The 11,821-nt window shown below is 71.4% G+C and carries 15 protein-coding genes; 11 read left to right on the plus strand and 4 right to left on the minus strand.

Annotated features, from left to right (window positions below):
* Window positions 1-16: 16 nt before the first annotated feature.
* On the plus strand, window positions 17-2,458 hold the full coding sequence (locus ACH4D5_RS15715) for an FUSC family protein (protein WP_398302430.1): 2,442 nt from the start codon (window positions 17-19) through the stop codon (window positions 2,456-2,458).
* A 41-nt stretch (window positions 2,459-2,499) separates the two neighbouring features.
* Here ACH4D5_RS15715 and ACH4D5_RS15720 read toward each other — a convergent pair whose 3' ends face one another.
* From ACH4D5_RS15720 to rpmB, 3 genes are all read right to left on the minus strand, one after another.
* Window positions 2,500-3,012 carry a hypothetical protein gene (locus ACH4D5_RS15720; protein ID WP_398302432.1) on the minus strand — a complete coding sequence of 171 codons (513 nt, stop codon included), beginning with the start codon at window positions 3,010-3,012 and terminating at the stop codon, window positions 2,500-2,502.
* A 96-nt stretch (window positions 3,013-3,108) separates the two neighbouring features.
* Window positions 3,109-3,414 (minus strand): 30S ribosomal protein S14, encoded by a 306-nt coding sequence (gene rpsN, locus ACH4D5_RS15725; RefSeq protein ID WP_398302434.1) that lies wholly within the window; start codon window positions 3,412-3,414, stop codon window positions 3,109-3,111.
* A complete protein-coding gene (gene rpmB / locus ACH4D5_RS15730) occupies window positions 3,414-3,650 on the minus strand; it encodes a 50S ribosomal protein L28 (RefSeq protein WP_055568530.1) in 237 nt (78 codons plus the stop codon). Before rpmB ends, rpsN begins: the two co-directional genes overlap by 1 nt.
* Before the next feature lie 154 nt (window positions 3,651-3,804).
* Between rpmB and rpmG the strand changes: the two genes are divergently transcribed.
* From rpmG to ACH4D5_RS15755, 5 genes are all read left to right on the plus strand, one after another.
* On the plus strand, window positions 3,805-3,969 hold the full coding sequence (gene rpmG, locus ACH4D5_RS15735) for a 50S ribosomal protein L33 (RefSeq protein ID WP_362997281.1): 165 nt from the start codon (window positions 3,805-3,807) through the stop codon (window positions 3,967-3,969).
* 5 nt (window positions 3,970-3,974) lie between these two features.
* Complete coding sequence (locus ACH4D5_RS15740) at window positions 3,975-4,220, plus strand: type B 50S ribosomal protein L31 (RefSeq protein WP_398302437.1); 246 nt, start codon at window positions 3,975-3,977, stop codon at window positions 4,218-4,220.
* A 47-nt stretch (window positions 4,221-4,267) separates the two neighbouring features.
* Entirely contained in the window at window positions 4,268-5,419 is a 1,152-nt protein-coding gene (locus tag ACH4D5_RS15745) for a CobW family GTP-binding protein (RefSeq protein WP_398302439.1), read from the plus strand.
* Between the two features lie 3 nt (window positions 5,420-5,422).
* Entirely contained in the window at window positions 5,423-5,659 is a 237-nt protein-coding gene (gene rpsR / locus ACH4D5_RS15750) for a 30S ribosomal protein S18 (protein WP_398302441.1), read from the plus strand.
* A gap of 285 nt (window positions 5,660-5,944) precedes the next feature.
* A complete protein-coding gene (locus tag ACH4D5_RS15755) occupies window positions 5,945-6,184 on the plus strand; it encodes a DUF397 domain-containing protein (protein WP_223775964.1) in 240 nt (79 codons plus the stop codon).
* Window positions 6,185-6,234: 50 nt separating this feature from the next.
* Here the strand turns inward: ACH4D5_RS15755 and ACH4D5_RS15760 are convergent, their stop codons facing one another.
* Complete coding sequence (locus ACH4D5_RS15760) at window positions 6,235-6,723, minus strand: ATP-binding protein (RefSeq protein ID WP_398302443.1); 489 nt, start codon at window positions 6,721-6,723, stop codon at window positions 6,235-6,237.
* Between the two features lie 313 nt (window positions 6,724-7,036).
* On the opposite strand from ACH4D5_RS15760, the gene ACH4D5_RS15765 reads away from it, so the two are divergent.
* The 5 genes from ACH4D5_RS15765 (at window position 7,037) to ACH4D5_RS15785 (ending at window position 11,817) form a co-directional block, all read left to right on the plus strand.
* Entirely contained in the window at window positions 7,037-7,900 is an 864-nt protein-coding gene (locus ACH4D5_RS15765; protein WP_362997269.1) for a helix-turn-helix transcriptional regulator, read from the plus strand.
* Window positions 7,901-7,978: 78 nt separating this feature from the next.
* On the plus strand, window positions 7,979-9,436 hold the full coding sequence (locus tag ACH4D5_RS15770) for an aldehyde dehydrogenase family protein (RefSeq protein ID WP_398302445.1): 1,458 nt from the start codon (window positions 7,979-7,981) through the stop codon (window positions 9,434-9,436).
* Window positions 9,437-9,575: 139 nt separating this feature from the next.
* Window positions 9,576-10,127, plus strand: a complete 552-nt coding sequence (locus tag ACH4D5_RS15775) for a DinB family protein (RefSeq protein ID WP_398302447.1) — start codon at window positions 9,576-9,578, stop codon at window positions 10,125-10,127.
* A gap of 32 nt (window positions 10,128-10,159) precedes the next feature.
* On the plus strand, window positions 10,160-10,801 hold the full coding sequence (locus ACH4D5_RS15780; protein WP_398302449.1) for a PadR family transcriptional regulator: 642 nt from the start codon (window positions 10,160-10,162) through the stop codon (window positions 10,799-10,801).
* An 80-nt stretch (window positions 10,802-10,881) separates the two neighbouring features.
* Window positions 10,882-11,817 (plus strand): ATP-binding cassette domain-containing protein, encoded by a 936-nt coding sequence (locus tag ACH4D5_RS15785; protein ID WP_398302451.1) that lies wholly within the window; start codon window positions 10,882-10,884, stop codon window positions 11,815-11,817.
* Window positions 11,818-11,821: the final 4 nt, after the last annotated feature.

An 11,821-nucleotide genomic window follows, 5' to 3' on the forward strand; every position in this document is an offset into this window, starting at 1 on the left:
CCCGTATCATCACAGAGTGACCTGGCTCCGCGCGCTGAAAGAGACAGCTCGCTCGGGTCTGACCGTCGAGCGCAAACGCCTTGAGCCGCTGGTCGCCCTGCGTGGCGCGGCCGGCCTGGCGATCATCATCGGCGTCAGCCTCACGCTGTTCGGTCCCGCGGTGGCCGCGAGCTCCGCGTTCGGGGCGTTCCAGGCGGCCATCGCCACGTTCCAGCGCAGCTGGCGCCCCCGGCCGGAGCTCGCCCTCGCCTCCGGGACCAGCCTCGCCGTCTCGACCTTCCTCGGCTATCTCACCGGCTCCCACCTGCTCCTCTTCCTCGGGCTCCTCTGCCTGTGGACCTTCCTGGCCGGGCTGAGCTGGGCGGCGGGCCCCACGGTCGGCATCATCGCGTCGTCCAACGTCGCGATCATGCTGGTGACGGTCACGATCCCCACCTCGGTCGCCGCGGCGGCGGGCCACGCGGCGATGATGATCGTCGGCGGCTGTGTGCAGGCGGCGCTGGTGATCCTCTTTCCGGTACGCAGATGGGGCGCCCACAGGGACGCGCTGGCGGACGCGCTGGCCGCCGAGGCGGACTACGCGCGGAGGCTCCGCCACGACCCGGTGGCCGCGTTCGACCCGGAACCCCTGATGGCGGCGCGCGACGCGGCGACGATCACTCCGCGCCAGGCGCGCACCCGGCCCGCGGAGCTGCACGGCGCGCGAGGCGTCGCCGAACGCATCCGCCCGGTCCTGGCCTCCCTCGCGGACCCGGCGGTCGGCGTACCGCCGGAGGGCAAGGAGCGGGACAGGGTCCGCGAACTCCTCGGCGCGGCGGGCGCGGTCCTTGACGCGGCGGCCCGGGCGATCCGCCACGGCGCCCCGGTCCAGATCCCCCCGGCGGCCCTGGCCGCCCTCAAGACCCCCGACACCGGCGCGATCCTCACAGGCCCGGCGTACCGAGCGGCAACCCGCCTGGGCGCGCTCCTAAAAGACGTCCTGGAAACAGCAGGCACCCCCCAACCCCCACCAACCACCCCCACCACCCCCGAATCCCCACCTACCCCGGCCACACCCACCGCCCCGACCGCCCCGACCGCCCCCACCGGTCCGGCCGAGCGTGCGCCCTCCGCGCCCCCGACCGGGTCGCCCACGCCTGCCGCTCCGGACGGCACCCCCACCGCCCCTACAACCTCCATCACCCCGGCTGGGCCGGACGCTCCGCCTGCCCCAGACGCTCCCACCACCTCGGGCGCCCCGCCCAGGTCGGACGCGCCCACCGACCCGGGCGCCCCCGCCGACCCCACCCCCCAAGCCGAGCCCCATCCCCACCCCCGCCCCAACAAATCTCGCCCCAACAACCCCCACCCCGCCCCCCTCCTCCGCCCCAGTCTCCTAGCCCTCGTGCCTGCTGCCGTCCGGGCCGTTCGGGCCGACTTCAGGCACGATTCGCCGGTGACGCGGCATGCGGTGCGGGTCACGGCGGTGGCTGCTGCGGGGTATCTGCTCGGGCACTGGCTGCCCCTCGGGCACGGGTACTGGGCCCCCATGGCGTCCGTCATGGTGATGCGACCGGACTTCTCCCAGACGTACTCCCGCGCCGTGGCCCGCTTCGGCGGCACCCTCGTCGGGGTCGCCCTCGCCACGGGCCTCGTCCAGCTGGCCCACCCCGGCACGGGGCTGTCCGCCGTGCTCGCCGTGCTCTGCGCCGGGCTGATGTACCTGCTGATGCGCACCGGCCAGGTGGCGGCGCAGGCCTGCGTGGCCGCGTACGTCGTGTTCCTGCTCGGCATGGGCGGCCAGCAGTGGACGCAGACCGTCCCGGAGCGCGTGGTCCTGACGCTCCTCGGCGGCGTCCTCGCGATGATCGCGTACGCGGTCTACCCCGCCTGGGAGACCCCGCGCCTGCGCACCCGCCTCGCCGACTGGCTGATCGCGGACGGCCGGTACGCCGCCGCGGTCGTCGACCACTACGCCCACCCGGCGGGCAAGGCCTGCCCGGACGTGCGTGAGGCCCTGCTCGCGGCCCGCGACGCCCGCGTCGCCTGGCAGGAGGCCGTCAACCGGGCCAAGAACGAGCCCGTACGCCACCGCGGCCTGTCCCGCGCCGCGGCCGCCGACGCGGAGGAGACGCTCGCCCAACTGGGCCGCGTGGCCATGCTGATGGAGGCCCACCTGCCGGAACGCGGCGACACCCCCGTGCCCGCGGCGGCCCGCCTGGCCGACGCCTTGCGCAAGTCGACGGAGCAGGGCGCGAAGGCGGTGCGCGAACGCCGTGTACCGAAGTGGGACGCGGTCCGTACGGCTCTGGAGGAGTGGGACGGCGAGGGCGTCCCCGACCGGGTGGTCCGCAAGGGGGCGGGCCTGCTCCTGGAGACCCTGGACGAGCTCTCCGACGCCCTGGACACGGCGCCCCCGCCGATGCTGGTGGACGGCTCCACCACCCCTGACCCCCCTCCGGGGTCCACGGCCCGTTGAGAGCCCCCTAATCGCCTGCCCCCCCCGGAGGGGGAGAGGCCTCAGGGCTGGGGTGCGCCCGCCGTGGGCAAGCCCTCCGGCAGCTTGCCGCCCCGCGTCTTCAGGAACTCGTCCCTGCCCGCGCCTTCCCAGGCGACCTTCATGGACGTGCCGTCCACGGACTCGATACGTCCCGTCGTGCGGTCCGCGTTCCCCTTCGGGCACTTGAGGCGGATCACCTGCGCTCCCGCGCGGCCACCCGCGGTGCCGTTGCACAGCACGTCCTCGCCGAGCAGCGTCGCCGTCTTCCCGGTGACGGCGAGGGCGAGCGGCGTCCCACCGGCCGCGGCGACCCACGTACCTTCCAGGCTGCCGCCGCCCTCGGCCCCCGAACCGCCGCCCGAATCACCCGAGCCCCCGGACCCGCCGGAAGCGCTCGAACCGGACGACGACCCGCGATCCTTCTTCCCACCGGACCCGGACCCGGACCCGTCACCGCCCCCGTCGCCGCCCCCGTCCCCGCCGCTCCCGCACCCCGTCAGCACGAGCGCGGCGGCCAGACCGGCACCGGCCAAGACGGCACCTGCACGGACCCTACGGACGTACACGCGCATTTGAAGTCCCCCTGAAGAACCGGTCCGGCCACGACGCGCGTCAAGCTACCAGGGCGCCTACCAGGAGGACTTGCGCACGCCGGGGAGATATCCGGCGTGCGCCTGCTCCCGCAGCTTCACCCTCGAAAGGCCGAACGCCCCCACGTATCCGCGCGGGCGCCCGTCGACGCTGTCCCGGTTGCGTACCCGCGTGGCGCTGGCGTCGCGCGGCTGGCGCGCCAACTCCCGTTGCGCGGCCAGCCGTTCGGCGTCGCTCGTGCCGGGGCGGCGGATGATCTCCTTCAGCTCGGCCCGGCGCGCGGCGTACCGTGCGACGATCTCGCGCCGCTGCTCGTTCTTCGCGATCTTGCTCTTCTTGGCCATCAGATCCTCACTCCCCGCGCACGGATCCGGGCGACGGCCGCCTCGATCCCGATGCTGTCGACTGTCTTGATCCCCTTCGTGCTGAGCCGCAGCCGCACGTACCGTCCCTCGCTCGGCAGCCAGTACCGCTTGCGCTGGACGTTGGGGTCGAAGCGGCGGGACGTCCGCCGGTGGGAGTGGGAGATGTTGTTGCCGAAGCGGGGTTCCGCGCCGGTCAGCTGGCAGTGGGCGGACAAGGTGACGCACCTCTCGGTAGATGGGCTGGGGCTCCTGCCGAGCCCCCGGGGCCCCTGCTGAGCCCCCGGGACTCCTCCTGAGCCCCCGGGGCCCCTGTCGAGACCCCGTCGAACCCCCAGTTGAAAACGGGAGTCATTTTCATATACTAGCCACATGGCCCGCACCGAACACCGCCCCGTCATCAAACTCCGCTCCACGGCGGGAACCGGCTACACCTACGTGACCCGCAAGAACCGCCGAAACGACCCCGACCGCCTCACACTGCGCAAGTACGACCCGATGGCAGGACGCCACGTCGACTTCCGAGAGGAGCGCTGACCGCCATGCGCAAGGACATCCACCCGCCCTACGGCCCCGTCGTCTTCCGCGACAAGGCCGCCGGCTTCGCCTTCCTGACCCGTTCGACCACGACCAGCGCGAAGACGGTCGAGTGGGAGGACGGCCGTACGTACCCCGTCATCGACGTCGAGGTCTCGTCCGCGAGCCACCCCTTCTACACGGGCACCGCCCGCGTGATGGACACGGCCGGCCGCGTCGAGCGTTTCGAACGCCGCTTCGGCAAGCGCTGATGCCGGGCCCGGACCGGCCCGCGCGAGCCGAGGGAGAGACACCCCGGATGGAACCGGAACCGCCCCGTATGGACGTCGTGATCGTCGCCGGCCTCCACGCGGCCGCCCGCAAGGCGGCCGTCGACGATCTGCTCGCCGCCGTCCCCGGCAGCGTGGCCCTGCACCACGACCTGTCGACCGCCGTGACGGGCACCGTCGTCCGCACGGTCCGCGACGCCACCGGTGTGCTCTCCACCGGTGACGCCCCGCTGGTCAACGACTGCGCGTGCTGCGCGCTCCGCGAGGACCTCGTGCCCGAGCTCGACCGCCTCGCGGACGCGGGGCTCACCCGGCTCGCGGTCGTCGAGCTGTGGGACTCGGTCGAGCCCAAGGCGATGGCCGAGGTCGTCGCCGCGCACGGCGGCGAGGGCCTCGCGCTCAGCGGCGTGGTCACGGCGGTCGACCCCGCCCTGCTCCTGCCCTGTCTCGGCAACGGAGACGACCTCATGGAGGCCGGGCTCGCCGCGGCCCCCACCGACCAGCGCACCGTCGCCGACACCTGGGCGCGTCAGCTGGAGTACGCGCCCGTGCTCGCCGTCGCCGACTCCCCGGAGGCCGACGACGAGGACCGCGCCCTGCTCGCCCAGCTCCACCCGACCGCCCGCCAGGTGCTCATCGGCGAGGGCGGCCTGGCCCGCGCCGCGCTCGCCGGATTCGACGTCGAGGCCGCCGCCGCGGCGCAGCACCCGGCCTGCGCGCTGTTGCCGATCGAGGCCGACGCGTGCGGGGTCTCCACCCTCGTATGGCATCGGGAGCGGCCGTTCCACCCGGAGCGGCTCTACAACGCGCTGGAGGACCTGACCTGCGCGGCCGCCCGCAGCCGGGGCCGCTTCTGGCTGGCCGACCACCCCGACACGCTGCTCGGGTGGGACGCGGCGGGCGGCGCGCTCTGCGTCGAGAGCGCCGGGCCGTGGCTGGCCTCGCTGCCGGACGCCGCGTGGGAGATGGTGCCGCCGGTGCGCCGCGCGGCCGCCGCCCTCGACTGGCACCCGGAGCACGGCGACTGCTGCAACCACCTGGTGTTCACCTCGCCGGGCCTGGACCGCGACGGGCTCGAAGAGGTCCTGGAGTCCTGCCTCCTGACCGACGAGGAGTACGCCGCGGGGCGCGACGCCTGGAAACACCTGCCCCCTGCCTTCGACACCCTCCTGGAGGTCTGACCCATGTCCCCGCGCAAGCCCCCGCGCCCGCTGAAGCCGAAGCCCAACCCCCTGGACCAGGCCGGGATCACGTACGTCGACTACAAGGACACCGACCTGCTCCGGAAGTTCATCTCGGACCGGGGCAAGATCCGCAGCCGCCGGGTGACGCGTGTGACGGCCCAGCAGCAGCGGCAGATCGCCGCGGCGATCAAGAACGCCCGCGAGATGGCGCTGCTGCCGTACGGAGCGCCTCGCTGATCGCACCCCGCTCTCCCCGGCCACCCGCCACCCGCCACCCGTCCCCGGCCCCCTGTCGGCACCCCGAGGTGCCCGCAGGGGGCCGGTCTCGTTTCCGAGGGAACAGGATGGGCACGGTACGCGTCTCTCCCTAGTACGAGGTGCCCACAGGGCTGTAATCAGGGGAACACCCCGCGTGCACGTGCATCTGCCCATGCATCGGCATGTGAACACAGCTATGATCCGGGACAGTTGACCACTGCATCTAGAGCCACTCACGGCACCGCACCACCCGGGGAGCGACCTGTGCACCACGCGTTTAACGGCATGGCGGCCACGGAGCTTCACGGGGTCGTCTGGCAGAAGAGCAGGCACAGCAACTCGCAGGGCTCGTGCGTCGAGTTCGCGAAGCTGCCGGGCGGCGACGTCGCCGTGCGCAACTCGCGCTTCCCGGACGGCCCGGCGCTCGTCTATACGCGCGCCGAGATAGAGGCGATGCTGCTGGGGATGAAGGACGGGGAGTTCGACCACCTGATAGGTGGCTGACCCACACTCCCCGTAAGCACTCCCCGTAAGCACTCCCCGTAAGTCGGGTCTCAGCCCAGGCGGAACAGCGCCCAGACCACCTTGCCGCGCAGCGCGCCGGCGAGCGGGTGCCAGCCCCAGCTGTCGCTGAACGAGTCCACGAGGAACAGGCCGCGGCCCGACTCCGCCGAGAAGTCGTCGTCGGTGTCGCGCGTGACCGGACTGTCGTCACTGGGGTCGCGCACCGCGCACACGAGACGGGTCGCCCAGTGCATCAGGTGCAGCCGCACGGGCGGCTCCTGTTGGTCGCGCGGGGTGTCCGCGGGCAGCGCGTGCCGCAGCGCGTTGGTGACGAGTTCGGAGACCACGAGCGCGATGTCGTCGAACCTCTCGTCGAGGTCCCACTGGCCGAGCGTCTTCCGGGTGAACTGCCGTGCGCTGCCCACCGCTTCGTAACGGGCGGGGAGGGCGACGGAGGCCGCGTCGGAGACCGCGGAGGGGTCGATCGGAGGTAGCCCCTGCCTTAACGGCTCGAGCATGGTCGATCCATTCGTCCCCATGCGAGGCACTCCCCGGTTTCGCGGTACGTAGCGATGGAGCGGTGGCGCGGTCGGTCGCCGATGGTGCGGTGGTACGCGGTCGGTACAGCAGTGGCGCGCGGACCATGGTTCCGAATGCGCACAGCAGATGCAAGGGCAGATGCACGTGCACGCGCCGGACTTGGTCGAACCCGTGCCACTTCTTGCCCATTTCTTCCCACGGATTCTTCTGAGGACCTTTCGGACCCTTTCCGTTTCTGTAACCGGACGTGTACGGCCCGGAGCGTTTAATGGCAGACTGCTGGCTTCCAGTCGATCGGGAGGATTGAGCGAAGTGACCGCAGGGGAGTCGAGCGGCTCGGTGGTACGGCGCATCCTGCTGGGCTCGCAGCTGAGGCGGCTCAGAGAGTCCCGCGGCATCACCCGTGAAGCGGCCGGATACTCGATCCGCGCCTCCGAATCGAAGATCAGCCGCATGGAGTTGGGACGGGTGAGCTTCAAGTCCAGGGACGTCGAGGATCTTCTGACGCTCTACGGCGTCACCGACGAGGCGGAGCGCGGCGCGCTCCTCTCGCTCGCCAAGGAGGCCAACCTCACGGGCTGGTGGCACAGTTACTCGGACGTCCTGCCCGGCTGGTTCCAGACATATATCGGCCTGGAGGGCGCGGCCTCGCTCATCCGCGTCTATGAAGTCCAGTTCGTCAACGGCCTGTTGCAGACCGAGGCGTACGCCCACGCCGTCGTCGCGCGCGGCATGAAGGGCGCGAGCAAGGCCGAGATCGAGCGGCGCGTCGCGCTGCGCCTGGAGCGCCAGAAGCTCCTCGCCTCCGAGCACGCGCCCCGCTTCCATTGCGTACTGGACGAGGCCGCGCTCCGACGCCCGTACGGCGACCGGGAGGTGATGAGGGGTCAGATCCAGCACCTCATCGAGATCTCCGAGCGCCCGAACGTCACCCTCCAGGTGATGCCGTTCAGCTTCGGCGGGCACGCGGGCGAGAGCGGTGCCTTCACGATGCTGAGCTTCCCGGAGTCCGATCTCTCCGACGTCGTGTACGTGGAGCAGCTCACCGGCGCGCTCTATCTCGACAAGGCGGAGGAAGTGGCGCAGTACGAAAGGGTCGTGGCCCAGCTGCAGAAGGACAGCCCCGATCCGGTGGGCAGCCGGGATCTTCTCCGCGGGCTGCTTCAACTCACCTGAAACATAAGTACTATGACGTGAGATCAGGTGTCTGCTTCCGTTTGCGGCCGTCAGCTGCCGCGGCAAGGGGTCCGTCTCATGTCCTTCTTCACCGACCTGGCTCATCAGTACATCGACGGGGAGTGGAAGGCCGGGTCGGGCTCCTGGGACATCATCGACTTCAATCCGTACGACGGGGAGAAGCTGGCGTCCATCACGGTCGCCACGGCCGACGAGGTCGACCAGGCCTACCGCGCCGCCGAGCGCGCCCAGCGGGAGTGGGCCGAGACCAACCCCTACACCAGGCGTGCCGTGTTCGAGCGCGCCCTGCGCATCGTCGAGGACCGCGAGGAAGAGATCACCGAGGCGATCATCGCCGAGCTGGGCGGCACCCGGCTCAAGGCGGCCTTCGAGATCCACCTCACCAAGGAGTTCCTGCGCGAGTCGGTCCACCTGGCGCTGCGCGCCGAGGGCCGCGTCCTGCCCTCCCCGGACGACGGCAAGGAGAACCGCCTCTACCGCGTCCCGGTCGGCGTGGTCGGGGTGATCAGCCCCTTCAACTTCCCGTTCCTGCTGTCGATCAAGTCCGTCGCCCCGGCCCTCGCCCTCGGCAACGCGGTCGTCCTCAAGCCGCACCAGAACGCGCCGGTGCTCGGCGGCGCCCTCGTGGCCAAGGTGTTCGAGGACGCCGGACTGCCGGCCGGCCTGCTCAATGTGGTCATCACGGACATAGCCGAGATAGGCGACGCCCTGATCGAGCACCCGGTGCCGAGCATCATCTCCTTCACCGGCTCGGACCGCGTGGGGCGGCACGTCGCCACGGTCTGCGCCGCGAACTTCAAGCGCTCGATCCTGGAGCTGGGCGGCAACAGCGCGCTGATCGTCCTGGACGACGCCGACATCGACTACGCCGTGGACGCGGCGGTCTTCAGCCGCTTCGTGCACCAGGGCCAGGTCTGCATGGCCGCCAACCGCATCCTCGTCGACCGGTCCGTGGCGGACGAGTTCACCGAGAAGTTCGTCGCCAAGGTCGCGAGCCTGAAGGTCGGCGACCCGGCCGACCCGGGCACCCACATCGGCCCGCTCATCAACTCCTCGCAGGCGGACGCCGTCACGGCCGTCGTCGACCAGGCCGTCGCCGCCGGCGCCAAGGCCCTGCTGCACGGGCGGACCGAGGGCAACCTCGTCGCCCCCTCGGTCCTCACGGACCTGCCGGCCGGCTCCCCGGTCCTGAGCCAGGAGATCTTCGGCCCGGTCGCCCTGCTGCTGCCCTTCGACGGCGAGGACGAGGCCGTCCGCATCGCCAACGACACTCCGTACGGCCTGAGCGGCGCGGTGCACACCGCCGACATCGAGCGCGGCGTGCGCGTCGCGAAGCGAGTCAGGACCGGCATGATCCACGTGAACGACGGCACGGTGCACGACGAGCCGATCGTGCCCTTCGGCGGCGAGAAGAACTCCGGCGTCGGACGGCTGAACGGCGAGTCGACGGTCGACGCCTTCACCACACAGAAGTGGATCTCGGTGCAGCACGGCAGGTCGCGCTTCCCGTTCTGACCTTTCCTCGGCATTTTCCCGGAGCCTTGCGGACAGCACCTGACCGCAAGGCTCCGTAGCGTCTGTGGTGTCGGAAAGTCCGGCGGAACAGCCCAGCGGAACACCTGCGCAGAGCAGGCCCGGAGAAGAGGCGGACACCATGGTCACTCACGTCAGCGCGGAAGCCAGGGGCGACGAGCGCGGCGCCCTCATCGCCTTCGTGGAGGCCCAGCGCGGCGGCGTCCGCCGCTCGGTGCTCGGCCTGACCGACGAGCAGGCGGAGGCCCGCCCGAGCGCCAGCGAACTCACCCTCGGCGGCCTCGTGAAGCACGTCGCGGAGACGGAGCTGAACTGGCTGCGCATGGCCCAGCAGAAGCCCAACGAGAAGGCGCGCACGGAAGCGACCTGGGGCGACAGCTTCCGCCTTGTGGAGGGCGAGACGCTCGCCGAAACGCTGGCCTTCTGGGACGAGGTCGCCCGCGAGATCGAGGACTTCATCCGCGCGGTGCCGAGCCTCGACGACACGTTCCCGCTGCCCGAGGCGCCGTGGTTCCCGAAGGACGGCGCCGTGTCGATGCGCTGGCTGATGCTGCACCTGGTCGAGGAGATCGGCCGGCACGCGGGCCACGCCGACATCGTCCGCGAGTCCCTCGACGGAAAGACGGCCTTCGAACTGGTGGCGCTGGAGCAGGGATACCCTAGTCAAAATTGATGACCGGGGGGCTGAGCGGAAGGGCGCGGTACATGTCAGCGATCCGGCTACTGGTTCTTGGAGCCGTCCGGCAGCACGGCCGCGCCCACGGCTATCAGGTCCGCAACGACCTGGAGTTCTGGGGCGCCCACGAGTGGTCCAACGCCAAGCCCGGCTCGATCTACCACGCCCTGAAGCAGCTGGCGAAGCAGGGCTTCCTGATCGCGCACGAGGTCGCGCCCTCCACGGCCGGCGGCCCGCCGCGCACCGAGTACGAAGTCACGGAGAAGGGCACGGAGGAGTACTACTCCCTGCTCCGTGACTCCCTGACCACGTACGACCAGCGGCCCGACGTCCTCACGACGGGGATCGGTTTCATCGTGGACCTGCCGCGCGAGGAAGCCGTGGCCCTGCTCAAGGAACGGGTCCGCCGCATCGAGGAGTGGCGCGCCTCCGTCACGGAGTACTACACGCCGCAGGACGGCCCCGAACAGCTCGGCCACATCGGCGAGATCATGAACTACTGGGTGCACTCGGCCGACACGGGCGCGGAGTGGACCAAGGGCCTGATCACTCGCATCGAGGCCGGCGCCTACACCTTCTCGGGCGAGGGCGATCCCTTCGTGGGCGTGCTCGCCGAGGACCAGGAGAACCCGTACGCGGCGGGGAACGGGTCCGCGGAGGGCGACCGCTAATCAAGTTTGACGAATGCCGGGACTCGGGCTAGCTTCCCCTCGTAGTCAACTTTGACTAGATGATCAGCGAGGGGAGCCGGATGACGGACGCGATCGTCGTTGAGGGCGCACACAAGGCGTACGGGACGAAGAAGGCGCTGAACGGCCTCGACCTGCGGGTCGAGCGCGGCACCGTGCACGGGGTGCTCGGGCCGAACGGCGCGGGCAAGACCACGGCGGTGCGGATGCTCGCCACCCTCCTGCGGCCCGACGAGGGGCGCGTGGAGGTCGCCGGGCACGACGTGCGGCGCAGGCCCGACGAGGTGCGCAGGCGCATCGGGCTGCTCGGCCAGCACGCCGCGGTGGACGAGGAGCTGAGCGGCCGGCAGAACCTGGACATGTTTGGGCGGCTCCACCACCTGGGCGCCCGCCACGCGCGCGTGCGGGCCGACGAGCTCCTGGAGCGGTTCGGCCTCGCGGACACGGGCCGCAAGGCGGTCAAGCAGTACAGCGGCGGCATGCGGCGCCGCCTGGACCTCGCGGCCTCCCTCATCACGGACCCCGAGGTGCTCTTCCTGGACGAGCCGACCACGGGCCTGGACCCGCGCGGCCGCGCCGAGGTGTGGAACTCGGTGCGCTCGCTGGTCGGCGGCGGCACCACCGTGCTCCTGACCACGCAGTACCTCGAAGAGGCGGACCAGTTGGCCGACCGCATGTCGGTGATCGACGAGGGCCGCGTCATCGCGGACGGCACGGCGGACGACCTCAAGGCGAAGCTGGGCGGCGACCGGATCGACGTGGTGGTGCGGGACGCCGCCCAACTGGCTCGTACGGCCGCCCTGCTGCCGCCGGGCGCCACGGTGGACGCGGACCGCCGCCTGGCGTCCGCACCCGTCACGGACCGCATGGAGGCCCTCACGGGCGTCGTGCGGGCCCTGCGGGACGCCGGCATCGACGCGGAGGACGTGGCGCTGCGCAGGCCCACCCTGGACGAGGTCTTCCTGAGCCTGACGGAGCGTACGAAGGAGGGCGTGTGAGTAC

This window comes from Streptomyces sp. NPDC018029, from assembly GCF_044327655.1.
Taxonomy (GTDB): domain Bacteria; phylum Actinomycetota; class Actinomycetes; order Streptomycetales; family Streptomycetaceae; genus Streptomyces.